Here is a 21,545-nt window from a genome sequence, read left to right as displayed (position 1 = left end):
ACAGCTTTTCGTCTGGCGAAAGACCTTCCTCACTGCAAGTGGAATAACCTTGAAGACAGGCGGCCAGATTGCGCTCACGGGCGCGGGCATCAGTTGCTACACGCTGTTCGGCTGTAAGGCTTGAAGGCTGACAATTCGAATACCCTGCTAAGCAGGCGCGCAGGTTACGCTCACTATTCGATGCAGTGACGCGAAGTTGTTGGTCTGGTGTAAGACTTGAAGGCGAACAGTTGGAATACCCAGCCATACAGGCGTTGTAATTTCGCTCCTGTTCGATCACCGAGACCTTTGCAAGGTCCTCTCCCGCGAGCGCTTCTCGCCTGCAGCCGTAGAACCCGGCAAGGCATGCTCGGAGATTGCTCACGTATTCCGAGCTGTACGTGGTGGACGGTGGTCCTACGGCCTGAGCAGGCGGTCCAGGACTTGGCTGGATTGGAACCGCCGTGACCTGGCCCCGATCGGGGGGTTGTTCAGTCTTGGCGGCTTGAGGAGCGATTGGTATGGCGGCTTGCGGCGCTATACCAACCTCTTCCCGAGCGAGCGGCGGTTTAGTCGCGCAGCCGCTGAGCACTGCCGCCAATAACGACAGAGACAACGAGAATGTTCGCCAGTCGTGCATCCCCCACCTTCCCCCTCCGCATTACAGCATCGGTTGTTCCTAGGTGCCAGCACAATCCCTCCCCGACCGGGGTTCCCCGGTATCTCCACACCCTAGTGCTGACCGGAAGGGTTGGACCGCAATCCTTAGAGGTTTGCGCTACCACCGGCCCCTGAGGTGCGGCGGCGGAGCGGGTACGCAGTGGCGGAGGCCGGAATAATTGCTGAGCCACCTCGCGCACATCTTCGACCGGTTTCCAGTCTTCGAAGCCATGACGCCAAATCATTACGCGCCGAGGGTCGCCAATGCGCGCCAGGAGCGGCACGAGCTTCTGCGTCGGCGAGGCTGCAACCTCGCCTGTCTTCACCTTCCTAACACCATCCCCACCCGGACGGCTCGAAGAGCTGGACGCGCCGCCCGGCGAATTAATCGAATTTTCTTGGATTTTCGGACGTATTTTTTGTCCTTTGAAATCGGGCACAAGTGCCACTTCTGACGCTAAATAAATGCCCCTTTATGGGATGGGTAAGTGGCGGGGATTTAGGGCTGAGGGTTGCCGAAAATTGCCCTTTTGCTGCTCGCTAGTCGGAGCATGGGGCCCCAGGAAGGGCGGGTACCTTTGAATAAAAAAATCCCGTGCGCTTCGGCGGGGACCGTGCTGTTGCTCCCAGTGCCGTGATGGGGAATCATGGGTGGGCTGCTGGGGACACCGTCATGGCGCTAAGAGTCGTAAGCGAGCAATCCGAAAAGGATATCCTCAAGAAGCGGGCTCATGATCAATTGACCCGAGACCTTCGAAAGTTCGCAGCAAATTTCCTTCGGATAACCAGTGGGTCAGGCAAGCCGCTCGATCTCTTGCGCCAAACGGAAAAACTGACGGCGTCGCTTCAGGCGTATGCTATTGCTCACGATGGTGCTCTTCCTACTCCAAGGACTGTCCACCAAATCCTCGATAGTCGTGCGGCGCTGATCGAATACCGGCCGTGGATCAAGGAGGTTGACGAGGCATCCAGGCGACGCTGGGAGGAGGATGGCACCTATGCCCGGAACGACGCTGTAGCCGGGATTATCAAAGCCGGACTAAGGATGATGGCCTCCGAACTTGTCGATCAGCTGACCCAGCACAGTACTGCCGAGAGCGAGTTTTATGAGCAAATTCGGCGCTTAGAGGACGTCAAAGAGAAAAGTAGGCGTCGGCACAATCCCAAGAAGTAGCGTACTCTGCGCGAGGCCCAATGACAGTTTCAATCCGCTTTTACATCTTTGCCGATGACGGCCTTCAGCGCATCTCGCAGCGGGTAATGGAGGGCTTAGTTCACGGCTCCGACGCGATGCCTCAATTCGCCGGCACTAAGCAAAAAGTCGCAAACGTGATTGTAGAGCTGGAGGAAGGCAAGCCAGCTCGGATTACCAGGGCCGATGGCAATTTCCTGCATTTTGACGCCGCCGGCAAAGTTCACGAATCTCTCATCAACAGTGGCTTCGAGGCAATGGATACCTTCGATGCCCTGGAGCGGTCGAAGCGGATCAAGTCGAAGTCGAAGGTGGTCGATCTCTCTCCAAAGCTGAACCGTGAAAAATGGGAACGCGACAATCGCTGGACGTTATCTAAGCAAGATTTGGATTTGATTTCCGACGACATTTGGAAGGGCAATCGCGCTGCCACGCCCATAGTCCAACAGGCCAAGGGCGTTGCTCCAAAGCCACCCCCGGTAACGTTCGAGGCGAAGGAAGCTATTCGCGAAATCCAAACACATATCTTCGGCATTGCCGGAAAGATGGACTATTTGACCGAGCCCGCGCTGAAGGGATTTGCTTTCGAAGCTCGCAGGCTTGCAAAAGATGATTTCGACAATGCTGTTTGGCTAGGCATAGCGGAGGCCGCGGATCGTCGTCGAGAAATTCTGGCTCGCTATCGTACAGGGTCTGGCGTCTGGTACGCCTCGGTCGATGTGATCCGCTGGGATACTTCCCGGCGCACTGGCAGGACCGACAGCTTTGTGCATGAACGGTGCAATTCAAAGAAGGAAGCCGAAGAAACAGCCCGCCGGCTCCTAGCCGAGAACGCCAAGTACTTTAGCGCCGAAAGCTCGGTGGAAGCACGGGTGGTGTGCGACCTTGAATGGGCCGACGCGGCCTCTGGCGACGGTGATGAGTAGCCATCGAACTATAAGGGCCGCCCGTCGTCGTTTGGGGCGGCCCCTAAAGTAAGGCTTTTGCACGAAGCTATTTTGCCGCTCGCGAGGGCCACGACTCAGAGGTGGCCCAGGTGACGCCGTGGCGTCCCAATATGTCGAATTGTTTGGTGTCGATCTTCAGGCTCTTGAGAACACTTCGCGCGCGATCTGCAAGTCTGCTCTCGTCAAAGAACGGATACTTGGGACGGCCGCTGCAACGCAGGTTTACCGCGTCATCCTCGGCAATATATTCCAGCGCACAGTCCCGATCGCCGTACAGGTTCAAGCTGAGGGTTTGGAGTTCTTTCATGAGGAAAGACTGGTAGCGATAGAGCAACCCGGTCCGGGTAAGCTTCCGGCCGCGACGGAGCGCGCCAACCCTTTTTACTGGGGCTGAAGGTTTGATAGCGTCAGACAGTTCCGCCGCTAGGCGCCGAATGTCGTCAACGTCCAGCGCTTCCTCGATACTGTTGCTCTTCTCTGAATCCAGCTTCGTCAGGACCGCTTGCAGCTTCAAGGCAACATGGCTCGCGCCATGTGTCTTTGCCGTAAGGATGGCAACGTAAAGGCGCCTTACGATATCGCAGGCCGCGCCTAGCTCATAATCAGTCACATCTTCAGGGAGGTGTTCAACCGCCGCAATGGCCTTGCGATGCCAATGCACAAGCACGTGGATCGATTGATCCTGAAGGCGGAAGCCGTCCGGCAGTTGGCCGAAAATCTCCGCCGGGTAACATTCAGATACATCCTCTGAGAACGATGTTACCGCTGCGGTGTCGGGCATGACGCTGATTGCCATATCCATCTCACTACTCCTTCATTGCTAGTTGGTTGGAATTATTTTCGGCCGATCGTCACGGGCTAGACCGCGCCGGTGGCGGCAAGGCGGGCGAAGTCACGGGCGATCGACATCGCGATATCTTCGGAGACTTCCGCCATATCCGGGTCGAGTTCGCAGATGCGGGCTTTCGCCAGCATGTCGTACCTGTCCCGGGATGGCGTATCCGTAATGCGGGCTGCCAGCGGGCCAAGCCTGCGTGACGGTACTTGCGCCGCGGCGTCCAGTTCTTTCACCCTAAACCGCTTCTCAATCGCGGCCACTTCGGCCTCATAAGCCAGCGCTATCGGCAACCGCGCCTCGACGCGCGCAAGTCGCGCCTTCTGCTTGGCAGTCAGAGGGAATCCCTTTTCGCAAACGGTGATGGTGCGGGTTTTGCCGCTTCCCTCTTCCTTGACGGTGTTGTTCTTGATGCTCTTGATTTCTCGCCTGATCTCGCCGGACGTGATCGGTATGCGCTGGCTCGGTAGGTATTTCCTGCTTGTGAGTTTGGCGGTGTAGTCCGGCACGTCGGCGAAGTTTCGCTTCGTGGGCCGGATCAGGCTGTCAGGCTTTGGCCGGGCATCAAGGGCCGCATTCTCAGCCTCGATGGAAAGATCGAGGGCTGTCTTGAAGGCGGCCAGCGTGCGCTCGTATTCGGCACAGAGCTTCTGGACGGCCGACATTGCGGCGGGGCGTCGGGATTGGGGAATGGCGGTAGCGAAGTTGATGACGGGTGCGACTGTCGAAGTTCGGAGCGGTTCTACAAGCATGGGAGACATCCTGTTGATTTGATGGGTTGCCCCGCCCGAGTGAATTGCCAAACCGGCGCGGGGTTCTGTCTGGGCATGGACAGCCTGACATGCATTAGACGGGCTGGTTTGGATCAGCGAAGGTGAAGAGAATTGAACGGCGCCGGGGGCGCCAGAGCCGGTGATGTTCCGGGCCGAGGTGGTGTGGTTTGGCTTAGTCATCTGAAAGTTCCCTGGTCGCGTCTTTTAGGTGGGTGGAGAGGCCGCGTGTTCACAGCACGCTGGCCCCGCTTCGTTCATGCGTCTTGCTTCACCTCCGATCGGCTGCCGCCAGCATTTGAGGGAGTGAAGGCTGACTGGGTGTGAGCGATCAGGCAGCGCAGAGCGGCGGCCTGAGATGGGTTCAAGATTCCGGAGGCGGCGAGTGCTTGGCATTCGCCCACAAGCGCGGATATTGCGAAGAGCTGCCGGGGAGTCGCACTCATTGCGCAGCCCTCCGAACGCTGATGACAGTTGAGGCGCCCCAGACCGACGTGCGGCGTTTGCCGGCCCTTTCCAAGGTCACTTCGATCTTACCGCGTCGCGTACGGACCCCAGCGCTTACACAAACAACCCGCTCACCCGAGCCGGTCACGTCGCCGGCAACGAGGTAGCGTGAGGGGACCCTGATTGACGGAACCGCCGTGGCGATTGGCGTGGTTGCCGCAGCTTCTAAAAACTTCGCCCGCAGCATGCCCGCCATGCCGGTCAACATTTCCACGTAATAGGTAACGTCGCTTTCGGTGCAATCGACGCCGTAGCGGGAGCTTGCTCGGGCTCGGGCCGATACCTGAATGAAGGCGATATCAACCGCGCCGTTGGCGTCGATCAGGCGAGAATTGTCGAACATTGGGTTGGTAGCCATGCGTTCGGTCCTCAGGCAAAGCTCCGCCGCCCACCGAGAAGGTGACGTTGAAGCTTGGGTTGTTTTGAAGTCAGTGTTGTGATACTAAATGGATCATCGCTCATGATCCAAAAAGTGTCAAGAGGTTTCGCAGTGATTTCGATCGAACAGATTCGAGCCGCCAGAGGCCTGCTAGGCTGGTCGCAGACGCAGCTGGCGGAAGCGGCGGGGCGGTCCCTCCCGACGATCAAGAGGCTAGAGCGGGAAGATGGAGAAGGTCCTGCCGTTTCCGAAGACGTCAGAGAAGCTGTTCAAAGGGCCCTAGAGAAGGCCGGCGTCGAGTTCATCGCAGAGAACGGAGGCGGTGCCGGCGTCAGAATGAAGAAGCGCAAGCGCTGATTTTTTTATTCAGAAGTACCCCCACCCATTTGGGGCCCCACACGTCCGACTATCGAGTAACAAAAGGCGGGCTTAAAGTGCGGGGAAGGCGGAAGGGGCGACGTGATGGCACGAAATAGCAAGCTTGTGCTGTGTGTGGCGCTGATTTGCCTGCTGGGGCCCGCAAGCGCGTCTTTTGCGCGGTCGCGCTGATATCCAGTAACTTCATCAACAATGGCGATGATGTTTGCACGGTCCGCAACCGGCAATTGGATTTTGGTGAGCGCCTTGGCGTCGCGGGCTCGCAACCACACTTCGCAAACCTGGGGAAGCAAGCTGGCGTCTAAACCAATTCTCACGGGGCCGCCACGACGCTAGCGAAGGCGCTGGGCGTGGCGGATCGGGCTTGGAGCGTTGGGCAACTTGTGGACGCTGCGCTCTCTATGCCCCCTGCATTGCCGACCGAGACGCCCCCGGATCGGCGGCGGAAATTCGTAGTAATCGACGGCGGGAAGGCCTGATTCCGCCGGGGTCAAGATGAGACAAAAGCGCAACATTACTTCGATTTCATGTTGAAACCTTAAGCGGATATTGACGTTTATGCAGGAACGTATAGATAGATTTCATTCTTCCCCCCGGTAGGTACGTCCTGCCGGACAGGCCAGTTCCGCAAGGGCTGGCCTTTCTGCTGTCTAGGGGCTCGCATGAGGGTCGCCTGCTATATCGACGGGTTTAATTTCTACCACTCCCTTGACGACTTGAATAAGCCCCACCTGAAATGGGTGGATCTTTGGTCGCTCTCAAAGTCACTTTGCCGCCCCGGCGAAACCCTCGAAAAGGTGGCGTACTTTTCCGCATTTGCGACATGGCGTCCTGACGCATATGCACGCCACAGGCAATACGTCGCCGCGCTGAAGAATAGCGGCGTTGAATGCCACATGGCTCGATTCAGTGAACAGACCGCCCGGTGCAACAAGTGCGGCTCGACATGGAAGCGCCATGAGGAAAAAGAGACCGACGTCCATTTTTCTCTGACGTTTTTAGAGGATGCGATTGACGACGTTTTTGACAGGGCCATAGTCATCAGCGCCGACGGCGACCACATCCCGGCCATTCGCAAGATCAAAACTCGGCTTCCTCGTAAGCAGCTATTCGCGGCCACGCCGCCCGGGCGGCATAAATCCGCGCGTGGAATCCTCGCCGTGTGTCATTCGGGGATGGAGATCACGGCAGGCCGTGTTGCCCGCCACTTATTCCCTCAGACCATATTGGACGCCGCTGGCCAAACGGTGACAACCAGACCAGCCGGCTATGATCCACCTCCGGGATGGACGACCCCGCCTTAAAGGCAAGTGGCCTACTTTGGATTTACGAGTGGCCTATTTCGCCAGTACCCGGCCCCGATATCGGCCAATGGCTCGTGTCCAACGGCCGCGCGCTCGATTGGCCGCAGTACTCGAAAGGCAAATATGAGCTGGCGCAGCAAGGCGCTGAGAAGGCGGCTCGCGGGATCTGGAGCGGCAGTTTCGTTGAGCCGCGGAGGTATTGCGCCTGCAGGCGCCTGGGGACTACCATCAATCAGTGCAGTGATGGGGATTGAAACATCGCGAACAATTTCAGAGCTTCAGTAAATGCGCCGCGACTTACCCTCTCCATAAAAGAGGAATTAGAATTACGGGCTGGAATCGCGAGTTGCGCCTGATTTCAAAGGACAACTAATTCGTCGGAAAATACCCGGAAAATCGAATTATCGCGCTGAAGCCCATCCGGCTGCTTACCCGGTGCTTACCCGCCGTCGGGTGACAATTTCAGATATCTCAGAAGTGCTTGATTTCATTGGCGCTCCCTAGGGGAATCGAACCCCTGTTTCAGCCTTGAGAGGGCCGCGTCCTAACCGCTAGACGAAGGGAGCGTGAGGGTTAGCCAATAACCTCGAAATTTGTCCGCCGCAAGGACCCCGACGGGCCTTTTACGGCTCATTGGCGAATTTCAGCTTTCCGGCGGGCTTCAGGGTGTGGGCGTCGAAGGTGCGGATCTCGGTGATGCCGCCGACGTCCAGCGTGACCACGAGCCGGTCCCCGGCGACGCCGGTCGAGACGATCCTGGCGCCCTTCGGCAGGGTGGCGATGACGTCGCCCACCGGTTCGGGCGCCCTTCCCTCCGACTTGAAAAGGCGGTAGCCCACCGCGATCAGCACGGCGCAGATCGCCAGCGCCGTGGTCAACCCCGCGATCAGCATCATCCGCCGCACCCGCGCGAACAGCGCGGCCTGCTCGGGGGTCGGTTCGGGAACAGCGGTATCAGACGTCGTCATGGAAAGCTCTGGGTCTGCGCAAAGGTTGGAGGTCGTGGTCGCCGGCGACGAGGGCTCGGCCCGGCTCGACCGCGTGCTGGCGGCGCGCCGGCCGGAGCTGTCGCGATCGAGGCTGAAGGCCCTGATCCTGGCGGGCGCAGTGCACCTGAAGGCCTCCGCGGTCCGCGACCCCGCTTATCACGTCAGTCCCGGCGATACGATCATAATCGACGTGCCGGAGGCGGCGCCCGCCGAGCCCAAGGGGGAGGAGATCGCCCTCGATATCGTGTTCGAGGACGACGACATCATCGTCATCAACAAGCCGAAAGGGCTAGTGGTGCACCCCGCGGCCGGGCACGAGACCGGCACCCTGGTCAACGCGCTGATCGCCCATTGCGGCGCCTCGCTGTCGGGCATCGGCGGGGTGCGCCGGCCCGGCATCGTGCACCGGCTCGACAAGGACACGACGGGGCTGATGGTAGTCGCCAAGAACGACCTCGCGCATGCCTCGCTATCGGCCCAATTCGCCGACCACGGCCGCACCGGCGCGATGCGCCGCGGCTACATGGCCTTTGCCTGGGGGGTACCGAACCGGCATCGCGGCACGGTGGACGCGCCGATCGATCGCCACCCGCATGCGCGCGAGAAGATGGCGGTGCGCCAGGGCGGCCGCGAGGCGGTGACGCATTGGGAGATCCTGGACAGCTTTGCCGGGCGCGACGGCAAGCCCGTCGCCGCCCTGCTCGCCTGCGAGCTCGAGACCGGCCGCACCCATCAGATCCGCGTGCACCTCGCTCATATCGGCCACCCCCTGATGGGCGATGCCGTCTATGGCCCGCATTTCAAGACCAAGGCCAACCAGCTCGGCCCTGAGGCGCAGGCTGCTTTGGCGGCGCTGGGACGGCAGGCCCTACATGCTTACCTGCTGGTATTGGAGCACCCGAGGACAGGAGAATTACTCCACTGGGAGGCGGCTCTGCCGGAGGATTTGCTTCTCCTCGAACGCGCCCTCAAAGCGGCGCTATGACGCAGGCCGCTTCAGAAAGCCTTTACATTACAAAAAGTTATAGCTGCCACACGGGGACGTGACGTCAGCAATCCTTCCCTTTTCGACCCCCGATAGGGTATATTGCGTGTGCGTTGAAATGACCAACGCGGAACATCGCAGCTACGGCCGGCTTTAACACAGCGGTCGTCTGCCTGGCCCGCCGCTATCGGGGGCCTGAACCTTTTTGGAGGGCGCACTATGGCCCGCACCGCTGCTTTGCCGGTCCTCAATGGAGAATCCGGCCTTTCTCGCTACCTCGCCGAGATCCGCAAGTTTCCGATGCTGGAACCCCAGCAGGAATACATGCTCGCCAAGCGTTGGCGCGAGCATGACGATCGCGACGCGGCGCACCAACTCGTTACCAGCCACCTCCGCCTCGTGGCCAAGATCGCCATGGGCTATCGCGGCTACGGCCTGCCGATCTCCGAGGTCGTCTCGGAAGGCAATGTCGGCCTGATGCAGGCGGTGAAGCGTTTCGAACCCGAGAAGGGGTTCCGTCTCGCCACCTACGCCATGTGGTGGATCAAGGCGTCGATTCAAGAGTACATCCTGCGTTCCTGGTCGCTCGTGAAGATGGGCACCACCGCGAACCAGAAGAAGCTGTTCTTCAACCTGCGCAAGGCGAAGAGCAAGATCAACGCGCTGGACGAAGGCGATCTCCGCCCCGACCAGGTGAAGATGATTGCCAAGCGCCTCGGCGTCACCGATCAGGACGTGATCGACATGAACCGCCGCCTCGGTGGCGACGCGTCGCTCAACGCTCCGATCCGCGACGACGGCGAAGCCGGCGAATGGCAGGACTGGCTGGTCGACAACACGCCCAACCAGGAAGCCATGATGGCGGAGCACGAAGAGTATGATCACCGCCGTGACGCGCTGAACGGCGCCATGGGCGTGCTCAACCCGCGCGAACGCCGCATCTTCGAGGCGCGCCGCCTCGCCGATGAGCCGATGACGCTGGAAGACCTTGCCGCCGAGTTCGGCGTGTCGCGCGAGCGCGTCCGCCAGATCGAGGTCCGCGCCTTCGAGAAGGTGCAGTCCGCGGTCAAGGGCACGATCGCAAGGCAGGAACAGGCCGCGCTGGAAGCCGCGCATTAAGCGGGCTTTCGCCGCGGAGAGAGATTGGCGGATCGATCGAGACGAAAAGCCGGCGGCAACGCCGGCTTTTTTTTCGACCTTGTGAGCCTCACTTCACGATCGATGCCATGCCTCCGCGAATGTTAGGCATCCACTCCGCGACGCTCATAGAGAGATCTCGCGCTCCAGGCCGTGAACCCATAAATCGGCCGAGCTGACGGGTCGCGAGGGTCCGGTAGTCCCCCTATCACCGCGACCGATCGCGGCGAAGAAGTCCTTCACGGTTGCATGTTCTTCTCGCGTGCATCATGTCCCGGCCGGTGGGGACGTCGCGTGTTCATCAGTCGAACTTGACCAGGTCCTTGAAGATCAGCTGGCCCCAGCTATTTCCGCGCGCCTGGACCAGCAGCCCACCTTCCGAAAGCCCGCCAAGCTTGATCGGCGCGAAGCCGAGAACTTCCGCAAGCGCGCCAATCTCCGCTGCGGCGTCGTCATCGTCGCTCGCCAGGAACACGACTCTTCTGCCACCATGTACGGCCGGATCTTGATCAAGGACGGCAGCGGCCAAATGATTGAAGCCCTTGACCAGTCGACCGCCAGCGAAGGCCTGCGCGACGGCCTTGGAGGAGGGTTGTCCCCCCAGTTTCTCAGGGGACACGCCGTAGGCATTGGTCACATCGACGATCGTCTTCCCCTGCCAGCTGGGCAGCGCCTTTGCAACATCCTGGTGCGACTCGAAACGGACGGCCAAAAGGACGATGTCCGCCTTTACCGCTTCCGCCAGTTTTCTGGGAATGATCGTGGGTCCGATCGCGGCCGCGGCGGATGCAAAGCTCTCCGGGTCGCGCGTGGTTGCAACCGATACTTCGATGCCTTTGCGGGCAAACGCTTTCGCCAGAGCCCGGCCGATATTGCCGAAGCCGATAATTGCGTGGCTCATGATGTCTCTCCGATGTCGTGTTAATGTCGGCGTCAGACCTGCGCCATGCCCCCATCGACGGCGAGATCCACGCCGGTGATGAACGAACTTTCATCGGAGGCGAGGAACATGACGGCAGCCGCGATTTCCTCTGGCTTGCCCCTGCGACCCATTGGGATCTGTGAAGCAAATTGGCCGGCCGCTTGCTCGGCTTGCTCAGGGGTAAGGCCCGTCGTTGTCTCCAAGGCCGGGGTCTCGGTTGGTCCGGGGCTCATCGTATTCACGCGGATTTTGCGGTCTTTCAGCTCCAGCGTCCAAGCGCGCGAGAAGTTGCGCACAGCCGCCTTGCTCGCGGCGTAGGCGCTAAACCCTGGCAGCCCCAACACGTTCGAGACGGAAGAGTTCAGGATAATCGAACCGCCGTCTTTGAAGAGGGGAAGGGCCTTCTGCACCGTAAAAAACAGTCCCTTCACGTTCACATCGAAGGTCTGGTCAAAATGGGCCTCGGTAGCTGCCGCGAGCGGTGCGATCGTCCCCGCGCCCGCGTTTGCGAAGAGAATGTCGATGTGACCATGTTTCTCCTTCACGACGGCATAGAGCCGGTCCAGATCTTCCAGGTGCGACACGTCGCCCACCACCGTCGTAACGTTTCTCTCGATGAAGGCCGCGGCCTCCTTCAGGTCTTTCTCTCGTCGCCCGGTGATCACGACGTGCGCACCTTCTTCCACGAAGCGCTTGGCTGTGGCCAACCCAATCCCGCTGCTTCCGCCCGTGATGACTGCGACCTTGTCTTCCAGTTTTTTCATGATCTCTTATCTTTCGTTATGTGGGCCAGGCACGGGACCGCGCCGGGGGTCAGAGTTGCGCTAAGCCGCCATCGACGGCGACTTCGCTGGCGGTCATGAAGCTGCTGTCCGACGACGCGAGAAAGGCGGCCACGGCCCCGATCTCCGCCGGATCGGCCATGCGCTGGAGCGGAGTCATCGAGGCGAAGACCTTTTGCCCCTCCTCGCCGAGCGCTTCCTTCGCGAGTTCGGTCGCTGTCGCCCCGGGCGACAGCACGTTTACCCGGATGCCGCTGCCCTTCAGGTCCTCGGCCCAGGTCCGTGCGAGATTGCGTACGGCCGCCTTGCTCGCGCTGTAGGCGCTCATTGCCGGCGCGCCCGTGGTGCCGGCACTCGATCCGGTCAGGATGATCGAACCGCCCTCGCCCATCAGCGGCAGCGCCTTCTGGACGGTGAAGATCGTACCCTTCACATTGGTGTCGAAAGTTTCGTCAACGTGTTCGGCGGTGATCTCGCCGAGCCGAAGCTGGCTTCCCGCCCCGGCATTGGCGAAGACGATGTCGAGGGATCCGCGCTCGGCCTTCACCGCCCCGTAGAGCCGGTCGAGGTCGGCCAGATCGGAGACCGAGCCCTTCACCGCGCGGGCATTGGGCCCGAGGTCGGCCACAGCCGCGTCGAGCGCTTCCTGTCTGCGGCCGAAGATGAAGACGAAGGCGCCTTCATCGATGAAGCGCTTTGCTGCGGCGCGGCCGATACCGGTGGCGCCGCCCGTGATGACTGCAACCTTACCCTCCAGCTTTCCCATGACTTCTCCTTTCGTGGTGTCGGAGCAGCATCTGCCCCCGAGAACCTCGACATAGGTCCCCCGGCGTCGGGCGTTGAGTGCGGAAGCGCGCACATCGGTGGTGCGAAATCGATCCGGCCGGGCGACTGACGCCAGCCGCGACGATCGCCGTTCGCCGTTTCGGAATTGGGCCTTGCGTGGTCGGCACAGGCTATGATGACCGCCCATACTGCTGTAGGAGGCGCAGATATGGACTTTGGAAGGCGCACCGCGCGGTGCGGGATCGCACCATGATCGACTGGGATGACGTTCGCTTCTTTCTTGCCGTCGCGCGCGGAGGCTCGGTCCGGGCTGCCGCCGAGCGCCTCGGTGTGAACCACGCGACAGTGCTGCGACGCATCGCCCAGCTCGAGGAACGCCTCGGGGTGCACATGTTCGAAAAGCTGCCTTCGGGCTACCGCCTGACGGCTGCAGGCGAGGAGGTCCTCGAGTTCGCTGACCAGATGGAAGCGTCGTCGCACCAGTTGGAGACGCGCGTCTTCGGGCGCGACCAGAGCGTGCGCGGGCGTCTGCGGGTGACGTTGTCGCCGCCGCTCGCGACACACCTGCTCATGCCGGACTTCGCGGATTTCGCGCGTCTGCATCCGGACATCGAGATGGAAATCCTCTCGTTCGGCGAGCTGGCAAATCTGACCAACCGGGAGGCCGACGTGGCGATCCGCGTCGTCTACGACCGCAAAACCCTGCCGCTCAATCTTCACGGCCTGAAGGGACCGGAGCTGTTCGGCGGCGTCTACATGTCCCGCGATCGACTCGCCGCGTGGCGTGCGGGCGCGCTTGATCCCATCCGCTGGATCGTCATCAGCATTCATGGAATTCCGGATTGGGCCAGCGAGGGTGAGGTTCGCACCACGGGGGTTCCATTCAGAACCAGTGACGCCGGGGCGCAGATCGTTGCTGTACGGCAAGGGCTCGGGATCACGACACTGCCTTGCTTCGTCGGCGATGCCGACCCCCTGCTGGTGAGGGTGCCGGGCACCGACCTGCACATGTACGGAACGGTCTGGCTTCTCACACAGGGAGAGACACGCAAGACGAAGCGCGTGCGGCTGTTCAGGGAATTCGTATCCCGCAGGCTCGCCGCGTACGCTCCGCTTCTCGCGGGGCTCTCCACATCGCCCGACTGACGCCCGGCAGCTCACCCGCGGCGCTTTGCGGTGGACAAGGCCTGCAAGCGCACATCCCAACGCCGACATGTGGCCGACATCAACGGTCTGCAGGTCCATCTCGCGCTAACGCCCGTTGAAGCGCATCGCGCTCGATGGCCGTCCGGCATTGGTGGTTTCGGCCTCCGATTGCCGGACGTGCCTGTTCGACTACTCCCCCCACTCCCTCGCCATCGTCGCGAGCGTGCACCCTTCGCAATAGCGCGCGTCCTTGTAGTCGATCCAGTTGTGCGCATAGACGCGATCAAGCGGGATGCCATAGCGCGCGCGCAGCACCTGCACGAGGATCTTCCACGCCGCGACCTGCGCTTCGGTCGGGCCCGCCGTCACGTCGGGATAGTTGCCGGCAAACTCGACGCCGATCGAGTTGTCGCGCACCACCTGGCGGTAGGTCGAGCGGTTGTCGATGTATTTGTTGTCGTTGCGATTGGCGCCGTCGCCATGGGTCGGCACCAGATTCTCCGCGACCGCCCAATAGACCGTGCCGTCGGTCTCGACCCAGACCGTGACGCCGCGACGTGTCGGGTTCTTCGCCTGTGCTTGCGCGCCGCCGCGCGCCGAGCCCGCCGGTCCCTCGGTCTGGTGCACGATGATGTTGCGCCAGGGTCTTGCGTTGCGGACATCGCCCCATGGCGCCAGCCAGACGATCCTCAAGCCGGGAATGTCGGGCGTGCCGGAGGCGCGCGCGAGCTTTGCGAGCTCGGCGTCGGTGGCGGCGGCAGGAGCGATCAGAAGGAGAGCGGCGAAAACGGCCGCGAGCAGGCGAAGCATCATCATGCGAGGTCCAGTGCGACCCGAGGCTAGCCGACTTTACGCGAATTGCCTCAGCGTCTCGACCATCTCCGGCGAAAGCGGCGGGGCGGGATCATGGATCGCGAAATCGTTCTTGCCGTTCTTCTTGGCGGCATAGAGGGCATGGTCGGCATTGGCCATCAGGCGATCCGGGAATTTCCCGATGTCGCGGTCCCACTGCGCGACCCCGATCGAGATCGCGATCGGAATGTCACTGCCGGTGCAGGTGGCGGCATCCTGACGGCAGACCTCGATCACGCGGCGGGCGATCGCGGCCGCCTCGCGCAGGGACGAGGACGGCAGCACGACACAGAACTCGTCGCCGCCGGTGCGGGCGAGCATGTCGCCGGGCCGGAGGCGCGTCTGCGCCATCAGGGTGAAGTGCTTCAGGCAGGCATCGCCGGCGGCATGGCCATGGGTGTCGTTGATGGTCTTGAAGCCGTCGAGATCGATCAGCAATAGCGCAAACGGCGCGCCAGAGCGCTCCGAGCGGGCACATTCCTCGGTCAGACGCTGCAGCAGGTGCCGCCGGTTCGCGACGCCGGTGAGATCGTCGAGCAGCGCGAGGTCGGCGACTTCGTTGCGCAAGCGATCGATCGCCATCAGCAGGAAGCCGAAATTGAGCGTCATCGACAGGAACAGCAGCACCAGAACCAGGAAGCCATGGACCTGACCGGCGCCCTGCGCCGAGAAGTCGTAGCCGAACAGGTTGCCCGCCGTTCGCACCGCGAACATTCCGATGACGGCCATAATGACGATAGCGGACAGCCGCGCCCCGGGGCTGGCGCGACCTTCAGGCGGCGACAGCAACAAAGGTAACGCCAGCACCAGCGGCACGGCCTGGCCGAGCGTGTAGCTCGCCATGCGCAGCAGCATGTGATCGACGACGAACAGGAACACCACGATGCCGGCGAGGCTCAGCATCGTCGTTGCCGCCATCAGACGCCACGACACCGGCCGGTCGTAGAAGCGCTGGATGCCCATGGCGGCGAGGCAGCAGGCCATGATGATGCCGACGGCGCCGGCCACGGTTGGCACGGCAGAGTCGATGAACAGGCGCAGCAGCGCGGTCATCGCGCCGGCCGAGCCGACGAAAGCGGATCCCATCCAGAACCGCGCCGCCATGAATTTCGGATAGGAACGCGCTACATAGGCCCAGATCAGCCCGAGCGCGAGAAAGTTGACGATGAACACCGTCCAAAGTGTCGGCACGCTCAGCATGACGGCCGCAGGACGCGCGGCAGCCCGCCCTCTCCGTTTGGCAAAACTCCGTCCATCACCGCCCCCGTGTTCTTGCGGGCGATCATGTGCGCGGTGCGCTTAATGGAGTCTCACCGCAATCGCGTAAACTCGGGCATTGGTTTTGGATTGATGAATCAGCGAAACGGATTGCGGCATCGTTAATCAAGCCTTGCTACGGACGGGCGGGCCACGCCGCTGGAGCGCTGCGAGGCGGATTCGCGGCCAAAGATCACCCGAAAATGCATCTGAGCTGTGGATAACGCAATGACGGAGATATGACAGCGCGGGGCAGCCGGCTCCGAATCTGCTGAGTTTGTCATCGAGGATATTGCGAGGCTGGCCCTCCGCCGAGCATCCCTCGTGTCGCGTTCCACCATTAAACCCTTGAGAGGATACTATGGCTAAGAAAGCGAAGAAGGCGGCGAAGAAGAAGGCGAAAAAGGCCAAGAAGGCGAAGAAGAAGTAACGAGGCTTCTGTTTCTTTGCCCGGGTGGAGTCTCGCTCCGCCCGGGCGTCAGGTCGGATCGGGCGGGTTTGATGGTGGCGGGCGCAAGGCCCGCTTTTTTATTGCGTGAATGTTCGAGGCGCACCCGCTCTGCAGCGTCATGGCCGGGCTTGTCCCGGCCATCCACGCCTTGCCGCACAGCCCGAAGCACGTGGATGCCCGGGACAAGCCCGGGCATGACGAGACCTTTCGAGAGGTGACGAAGAAGCTACCTCTCCGAAAACGCGAGCCTGGCGCCGAGCGCAGCAAATCCTGCGGCAAAACTCCGCCGCAGCCAGGCCATGACGCGGGGGCGGGAGATGACGCGCTCGCGCACCGAGGCGGCGCAGAGGCCGTAGAGGACGAACACCACGAACGTCATCGCCATGAAGGCGCCGCTCAATTCCAGCATGCGCGCCAGCACATGGGCCTCGTCCGCCGCAATGAACTGCGGCAGGAAGGCGAGGAAGAAGATCGACAGTTTCGGATTGAGGATGTTGATCAGGAAGCCGGTGACGATGACGCGGCCGCTCGACCGCTCCTTGATCTCGCCGTCAACCGCAAGCGTCCCCGTCTCGCGCAGCGCCTGCCAGGACATATAGAGCAGATAGGCGACGCCGCACCATTTCAGCATGGCGAAGGCGAGCGCGCTGGTGTGGAGCACGGCGGCAAGGCCGAGCATCGCCGCCACCATGTGCGGCACGATGCCGAGCGTGCAGCCGAAGGCGGCCGCTATACTCGCGCGCGAGCCGCGGGTCAGCGCCGCGGCGAGCGTGTAGAGCACGCCGGTGCCCGGGGAAGCGACGACGATGAGCGAGGTGAGCAGGAAGGACAAGGTCATGAGCGGACCTTACCACCGCGGCTCGCGGCGAGAAAGCGAGCCCGCGGGGGGAGCATCAGGACAGCTGAGCGATCTCCGCCTCGCGCAGCACGTCGAGCGGCGCCCAGGGTTTGGCCCAGAACTTGGCGCCATCGGGCAAGCGCTGCTTCAAGGGGCGGCCGGAGGTGACGACGACGTCGAGGTTCGGATTGCGGTGCTTGGCGACATGCGCGAGTTCGACGCCGTTCATGCGGCCGGCAAGCTGGACGTCGGTCAGCATCAGACACAGCACGCCGGCACTCTTGTCGAGGACGCGCTCGGCGGCCTCCGCGCTGTCGCACTGGATGACCTGGTAGCCGCTCTCTTCCAGGAGAACGCAAAGCATCTCCCGCTGCATGACATCGTCTTCAACGATCAGCGCTGTCGCGCGAAACGGCTCTGCTTGTCCCATCGGCGGCTCCCAATGCATGCCTCCATGACGCATGTTAAAAACCGAGGCCGGCAACGGTTCGGTTTCATTTCAAAAAAAAGTAACTCATAGTTCCATGAACGGGGACTTGACGGGGGAATTCATGACGACGATTCGGGGAGCTGCCGCCATCACGGGAGCGGCGAGCGGCATCGGCAGGGCGCTGGCCCTCGAGCTGGCGCAGCGCGGCTGCGATCTCGCGCTGGCCGATCGCGACGAGGCCAGATTGAAGGCGCTCGCCGCGGAGATCGGAACAACACGCAAGGTCAGCATGCATCGCGTCGACGTCGGCGAACCCGCCGACATCGCGCGGTTCGCGAGCGAGGCGACCACCGCGCATCCCGCGCTCGGCATCGTCGTCAACAATGCCGGCGTGGCGCTCATGGGCTCGTTCGAGGAGATCGACCAGGCGCAGATGGACTGGTTGTTCGACATCAATTTCTGGGGCGTGGTGCACGGCACGCGCGCCTTCCTGCCGCATCTGAAGACGCTGGCAGAGGCGCACATCGTCAATCTCTCCTCGATCTTCGGCATCATCGCGCCGCCGGGGCAAGCGGCCTATGCGGCGGCGAAGTTCGCGGTGCGCGGCTTCTCCGAGAGCCTGCGGCATGAGCTTTCGGCGGCAGGAAGCCCGGTGAAGCTGTCGGTGGTCCATGCCGGCGGCGTCGCCACCGCGATCGCGCGCAACGCGCGCACCGGGGTCGGCGTCACCGACAATGCCCGCCGCGCGCAATCGATCGAGCGGTTCGAGAACGCAGCGAAGACCACGCCGAAGGATGCCGCGCTGCGCATCATCAGGGGCATCGAGAACAACGAGCCGCGCATCCTGATCGGCAACGACGCCCGTTTCATGGACCTGTTGCAGCGCTTCCGCCCGGGAACGTACTGGGCGCCGCTGCAGAGGCGACTGGAAAAGATGGCGAAGGGACGTGAGTGAGGGACGCGACTGTCTCTCTCCGCCGTCATTGCGAGGAGCTCTTGCGACGAAGCAATCCAGACTACCTCCGCGGATACATTCCTGGATTGCTTCGCTACGCTCGCAATGACGAGTGGATAGCTCTCGTAGGGTGAGCAAAGCGACTTGTCCGCCGTAGCTCGACGAGCGAAGGCGGAAGCGTGCCCACGATTTCACACGACAAGGCCAAGGTGGTGGGCACGGCGCAAGTGCGCCTTTGCCCACCCTACGAGTTCAGCGGTCACCTCACTGCCCCGCTAGCCGATCGGCGAAATACCCGATCGTCTTGCGATAGACCACCGCCCTGTTCCACTCGCGCATCGCCTCGAAATTCGGCGTGCCTTCGCCATAGGGCTGGCCCATCTTGAAGCCGTTGGTGTGCAGGAGGTTCGCGGTCGAGGCGAGCACATCGGGGACGCTGTGGCGGAGATCGACGTGGCCGTCGCCGTCGAAATCGACGCCGTACTTGATGTAGGACGACGGCAGGAACTGGGTCTGGCCGATCTCGCCGGCATAGGCGCCGATGAGGTCGCGCAGCGGCAGGTCGCCACGCTGCACGATCTTGAGCGCAGCGAGCAGCTCGCCCTGGAACAGGTCGGTGCGGCGGCAATCATGCGCGAGCGTCGCCAGCGTGCGGACCACCGGCAGCTTGCCGGTGTCGCCCTTGCCGAAATCGCTCTCCAGCCCCCAGATCGCGACCAGGATATGGCGGGGCACGCCGAACTGCTGCTCGATGCGGGAGAGCAGCGCAGCGTGACGCTGGAGCATCGCGCGGCCGCCATTGATGCGGCCGGGGCCGACACGTGTCGAGACGTACTGCTCGAAGCTCTTCTTGAAGGTGTAGCGCTGACGCCGGTCGAAGGCGAGCACGGCAGCGTCCTGGGTCACGCCGCCGAGCGCCGCATTGGTCACGCCCGCCGAGACGCCGGCGGCCTGGGCTTCCTGCGCCATGCTGGCGACGAAACTGTCGAAATCGCCGCCGCAACGGGCGGCCTGCGCCGACCCGCCGGTCAGACAAACGACGACGGCGGCGGCGAGAAGCGGTCTCAGCATGTGCAGCAGTTCCCCAAATTCCTTGCGCGAAGCAGGCGGCCGATCATGCCCGGGAACACAGCGAGCGTCAAAGCGCAGGACCTTGAAGCGCAAGGCTTGATCAGCATCAAACCATCTCACGCCGTGCTTTCTAGATTGAGGCAAACAGGAGAACCGCACATGACCGGAATCACCTTGACCGCCGAGCAGATCCGCAATGCCCCCGCCCCGGTGCGGCAATGGATCGAGCAGGAGGTGATCGCCACACTCGGCTTGGCGCCACGGACACCGGAGGCCGCGCCGCCACCCCAGGCGGCCCATCTCGTCGCCTGCAGCGTGGAAGACATGGCCGGCGTGCTCGAGCACATCCGCGGCGTGCTTCCTGCGGTGAACGTGCTGTTCGAGCTCGGCCGGCCCGGCATAAGCTTCGGCCGTCCCGCGGTGATGACGTTCCGCCTGATGGACATCCTGCATCACACGCGCCTGCAGGACATCGGCCAGGTGATGACGTGCCTTGAGATGATCAACCAGGCGCTGACCGAAGTGAAGAAGGACCCATCGGTTCGGTTCTGCGGCTTCGACAATGAGGGGCACTGCCTGATCGCGCCGCAGACGCAGGTGAGCATCGCAACGCTGTGGCAGACCATGATGGAGCGGCAGCAAGCGGCGCGCACCGTGCCGGCGGCGTGAGGTGGATGGTTTCGCCGCACCCACCGCTCGTCATTCCGGGGCGCGCAACGCGCGAACCCGGAATCCATTGGGCCGCAGGGTGGGTGGACGAATGGATTCCGGGCTCGCGACTTCGTCGCGCCCCGGAATGACGAAGGGAGAGTTGGCCCTAGAGTGTCGATCTCCAAGTAGCCATCAATCACTGCACTGATCCAGCATGAAACGATCAGCCATGTCCAGCCATCAGCCCGCTCAAACCCCTCGCCCCTCCCTCCTCCGCATTCCGCTGTTCCGCCTGCTCGCCATCAACCTCGCGGTCGGCGCCTGCGCCGCCGCGCTGCTGGTCGGCGGCCTGCTCTGGCTCAATCCCGGACATCTGCGCGAGTTGATCCTCGCCGACCGCGCGCCCGGCGTGGCGCTTTTCCTGCTGCTCGCCTCCTTTCTCATCACCTTCGGCTCGGCCGCGATGGGCAGCGCGATCATGGCGCAGGGGCACAAGGAAGACACCGACAAGGGAGACGGCCACGGGTCGCGACTCGCCCTGCAGGAATTGACGCAGCGCACACACACGCATTGAGATGCGCGCCGGGAGGATGGCACCGGCCTTGCTTTGCGATCACAGGGCACGCTGACGGGAATACGTGCAGGCCAACGCACGTTCCTACAGAGCGCGTCGCTCTCGCAGGGTCGCAACAGCAAGCGAGATGAACAAAATGATTTGGCAGCCCAAAGCATGTCTCGATGTATGGCCACGTCGCACATCGGAACAAACGCATATCTGATGCGCTCGCTGCGACATCGACACCACCACGATTTGCCTTGCCATCGCAGCGCGCCTTCTATAGTCTTCTATTTTAGGTTGTCGCCCTGCCAGCCCCGGGCGACGCTGAAGACCAAGATAAACGGCGGGCTTCAGGCCCGCCGTTTATTGGAGGCGAAAGCCTCCTCGAAGGGTCGCAGATCTCTGGCTCCTCCCCGCATCAGGTACCTTCATAGCCACGTCAAGCCTGCCGCATTCGGTTACGGCGGTGGCGAAGTTATTTGACTGTAGCGCGATGATCGACGACAAGCCGCCATGGCCAAGAAACCCGGAACCAATCCCAAAGGCGAATTCGCCTTCTTCAACGTCGTCTATGAAGACGACTCCCAACGCTCCAACCGCCGCGTGCCCACTGAGCTGCTCGGCGGCCTCGACGGCGACGAACCCGCCCGCGGCTTCATCCTGGAGCAGGACCGCGAGATCGCCGAAAAGAGCGGCCGCCCGCCACTGGAGATCAAGCGGCTCGAAAGGGTGGGGGCGAAGAAGAAGTAGGGCACGGCTGCTCCACGTCATTGCGAGCGCAGC

23 protein-coding genes and 1 tRNA gene are annotated in these 21,545 nt (G+C 62.2%); 11 read left to right on the top strand and 13 right to left on the bottom strand.

Going from position 1 to position 21,545, the window contains the following annotated elements:
* Positions 1 to 1,312 precede the first annotated feature (1,312 nt).
* A complete protein-coding gene (locus tag IVB23_RS26445) occupies positions 1,313 to 1,813 on the top strand; it encodes a hypothetical protein (protein WP_247800551.1) in 501 nt (166 codons plus the stop codon).
* A 20-nt stretch (positions 1,814 to 1,833) separates the two neighbouring features.
* The gene (locus tag IVB23_RS26440) at positions 1,834 to 2,757 is read left to right on the top strand and encodes a hypothetical protein (RefSeq protein WP_247800550.1); all 924 of its coding nucleotides are present in this window, start codon (positions 1,834 to 1,836) and stop codon (positions 2,755 to 2,757) included.
* A gap of 67 nt (positions 2,758 to 2,824) precedes the next feature.
* On the opposite strand, the gene IVB23_RS26435 is transcribed toward IVB23_RS26440, so the two are convergent.
* The 3 genes from IVB23_RS26435 to IVB23_RS26425 all read right to left on the bottom strand — a co-directional run bounded on the left by IVB23_RS26435 (position 2,825) and on the right by IVB23_RS26425 (position 5,248).
* Positions 2,825 to 3,580, bottom strand: coding sequence for a hypothetical protein (locus tag IVB23_RS26435; RefSeq protein ID WP_247800549.1), 756 nt, complete (start codon positions 3,578 to 3,580; stop codon positions 2,825 to 2,827).
* A gap of 56 nt (positions 3,581 to 3,636) precedes the next feature.
* Positions 3,637 to 4,365 (bottom strand): hypothetical protein, encoded by a 729-nt coding sequence (locus IVB23_RS26430; RefSeq protein WP_247800548.1) that lies wholly within the window; start codon positions 4,363 to 4,365, stop codon positions 3,637 to 3,639.
* 460 nt (positions 4,366 to 4,825) lie between these two features.
* Positions 4,826 to 5,248 carry a hypothetical protein gene (locus IVB23_RS26425; protein ID WP_247800547.1) on the bottom strand — a complete coding sequence of 141 codons (423 nt, stop codon included), beginning with the start codon at positions 5,246 to 5,248 and terminating at the stop codon, positions 4,826 to 4,828.
* A gap of 132 nt (positions 5,249 to 5,380) precedes the next feature.
* Here IVB23_RS26425 and IVB23_RS26420 point away from each other — a divergent pair, with 132 nt between their 5' ends.
* A complete protein-coding gene (locus tag IVB23_RS26420) occupies positions 5,381 to 5,626 on the top strand; it encodes a helix-turn-helix transcriptional regulator (protein WP_247804965.1) in 246 nt (81 codons plus the stop codon).
* Between the two features lie 683 nt (positions 5,627 to 6,309).
* The gene (locus IVB23_RS26415; RefSeq protein ID WP_247800546.1) at positions 6,310 to 6,951 is read left to right on the top strand and encodes an NYN domain-containing protein; all 642 of its coding nucleotides are present in this window, start codon (positions 6,310 to 6,312) and stop codon (positions 6,949 to 6,951) included.
* Positions 6,952 to 7,442: 491 nt separating this feature from the next.
* On the opposite strand, the gene IVB23_RS26410 is transcribed toward IVB23_RS26415, so the two are convergent.
* Positions 7,443 to 7,517: transfer RNA gene (locus IVB23_RS26410), tRNA-Glu, on the bottom strand.
* A 57-nt stretch (positions 7,518 to 7,574) separates the two neighbouring features.
* Positions 7,575 to 7,919, bottom strand: a complete 345-nt coding sequence (locus tag IVB23_RS26405) for a hypothetical protein (protein ID WP_061880466.1) — start codon at positions 7,917 to 7,919, stop codon at positions 7,575 to 7,577.
* Between IVB23_RS26405 and IVB23_RS26400 the strand changes: the two genes are divergently transcribed.
* Together IVB23_RS26400 and rpoH are read left to right on the top strand one after the other, a co-directional pair.
* Complete coding sequence (locus IVB23_RS26400) at positions 7,918 to 8,925, top strand: RluA family pseudouridine synthase (RefSeq protein ID WP_247800545.1); 1,008 nt, start codon at positions 7,918 to 7,920, stop codon at positions 8,923 to 8,925. The genes IVB23_RS26405 and IVB23_RS26400 overlap by 2 nt on opposite strands.
* Before the next feature lie 219 nt (positions 8,926 to 9,144).
* The gene (rpoH, locus tag IVB23_RS26395) at positions 9,145 to 10,044 is read left to right on the top strand and encodes an RNA polymerase sigma factor RpoH (RefSeq protein ID WP_061880464.1); all 900 of its coding nucleotides are present in this window, start codon (positions 9,145 to 9,147) and stop codon (positions 10,042 to 10,044) included.
* Positions 10,045 to 10,363: 319 nt separating this feature from the next.
* On the opposite strand, the gene IVB23_RS26390 is transcribed toward rpoH, so the two are convergent.
* The 3 genes from IVB23_RS26390 to IVB23_RS26380 are packed head-to-tail and all read right to left on the bottom strand — an operon-like array spanning position 10,364 to position 12,532.
* Complete coding sequence (locus tag IVB23_RS26390) at positions 10,364 to 10,963, bottom strand: NAD(P)-binding domain-containing protein (RefSeq protein WP_247800544.1); 600 nt, start codon at positions 10,961 to 10,963, stop codon at positions 10,364 to 10,366.
* 32 nt (positions 10,964 to 10,995) lie between these two features.
* Positions 10,996 to 11,748, bottom strand: a complete 753-nt coding sequence (locus tag IVB23_RS26385; protein WP_197967592.1) for a glucose 1-dehydrogenase — start codon at positions 11,746 to 11,748, stop codon at positions 10,996 to 10,998.
* 49 nt (positions 11,749 to 11,797) lie between these two features.
* Positions 11,798 to 12,532 (bottom strand): SDR family oxidoreductase, encoded by a 735-nt coding sequence (locus tag IVB23_RS26380; protein WP_247800543.1) that lies wholly within the window; start codon positions 12,530 to 12,532, stop codon positions 11,798 to 11,800.
* A gap of 269 nt (positions 12,533 to 12,801) precedes the next feature.
* Here IVB23_RS26380 and IVB23_RS26375 point away from each other — a divergent pair, with 269 nt between their 5' ends.
* Positions 12,802 to 13,698: a LysR family transcriptional regulator gene (locus IVB23_RS26375; RefSeq protein ID WP_061880460.1), complete on the top strand. Its 897-nt coding sequence runs from the start codon at positions 12,802 to 12,804 to the stop codon at positions 13,696 to 13,698.
* 189 nt (positions 13,699 to 13,887) lie between these two features.
* Here IVB23_RS26375 and IVB23_RS26370 read toward each other — a convergent pair whose 3' ends face one another.
* From IVB23_RS26370 to IVB23_RS26355, 4 genes are all read right to left on the bottom strand, one after another.
* Complete coding sequence (locus tag IVB23_RS26370) at positions 13,888 to 14,514, bottom strand: N-acetylmuramoyl-L-alanine amidase (RefSeq protein ID WP_197967589.1); 627 nt, start codon at positions 14,512 to 14,514, stop codon at positions 13,888 to 13,890.
* Between the two features lie 33 nt (positions 14,515 to 14,547).
* Complete coding sequence (locus IVB23_RS26365; protein WP_197967588.1) at positions 14,548 to 15,750, bottom strand: GGDEF domain-containing protein; 1,203 nt, start codon at positions 15,748 to 15,750, stop codon at positions 14,548 to 14,550.
* A gap of 734 nt (positions 15,751 to 16,484) precedes the next feature.
* On the bottom strand, positions 16,485 to 17,096 hold the full coding sequence (locus IVB23_RS26360) for a LysE family translocator (protein WP_247800542.1): 612 nt from the start codon (positions 17,094 to 17,096) through the stop codon (positions 16,485 to 16,487).
* Between the two features lie 55 nt (positions 17,097 to 17,151).
* Positions 17,152 to 17,526, bottom strand: a complete 375-nt coding sequence (locus tag IVB23_RS26355; RefSeq protein WP_247800541.1) for a response regulator — start codon at positions 17,524 to 17,526, stop codon at positions 17,152 to 17,154.
* Between the two features lie 121 nt (positions 17,527 to 17,647).
* Between IVB23_RS26355 and IVB23_RS26350 the strand changes: the two genes are divergently transcribed.
* Positions 17,648 to 18,481: an SDR family NAD(P)-dependent oxidoreductase gene (locus tag IVB23_RS26350; RefSeq protein WP_247800540.1), complete on the top strand. Its 834-nt coding sequence runs from the start codon at positions 17,648 to 17,650 to the stop codon at positions 18,479 to 18,481.
* Between the two features lie 264 nt (positions 18,482 to 18,745).
* Here the strand turns inward: IVB23_RS26350 and IVB23_RS26345 are convergent, their stop codons facing one another.
* Positions 18,746 to 19,552: a lytic murein transglycosylase gene (locus tag IVB23_RS26345; protein WP_247800539.1), complete on the bottom strand. Its 807-nt coding sequence runs from the start codon at positions 19,550 to 19,552 to the stop codon at positions 18,746 to 18,748.
* Between the two features lie 159 nt (positions 19,553 to 19,711).
* Between IVB23_RS26345 and IVB23_RS26340 the strand changes: the two genes are divergently transcribed.
* The 3 genes from IVB23_RS26340 (at position 19,712) to IVB23_RS26330 (ending at position 21,512) form a co-directional block, all read left to right on the top strand.
* On the top strand, positions 19,712 to 20,221 hold the full coding sequence (locus IVB23_RS26340; RefSeq protein WP_247800538.1) for a hypothetical protein: 510 nt from the start codon (positions 19,712 to 19,714) through the stop codon (positions 20,219 to 20,221).
* Positions 20,222 to 20,432: 211 nt separating this feature from the next.
* Entirely contained in the window at positions 20,433 to 20,777 is a 345-nt protein-coding gene (locus tag IVB23_RS26335; RefSeq protein ID WP_247800537.1) for a hypothetical protein, read from the top strand.
* Between the two features lie 498 nt (positions 20,778 to 21,275).
* On the top strand, positions 21,276 to 21,512 hold the full coding sequence (locus IVB23_RS26330) for a hypothetical protein (protein ID WP_247800536.1): 237 nt from the start codon (positions 21,276 to 21,278) through the stop codon (positions 21,510 to 21,512).
* Positions 21,513 to 21,545: the final 33 nt, after the last annotated feature.

It is taken from the genome of Bradyrhizobium sp. 191 (genome assembly GCF_023100985.1).
Lineage (GTDB): Bacteria > Pseudomonadota > Alphaproteobacteria > Rhizobiales > Xanthobacteraceae > Bradyrhizobium > Bradyrhizobium diversitatis.
This window is presented reverse-complemented; position numbering and strand designations above follow the sequence as displayed.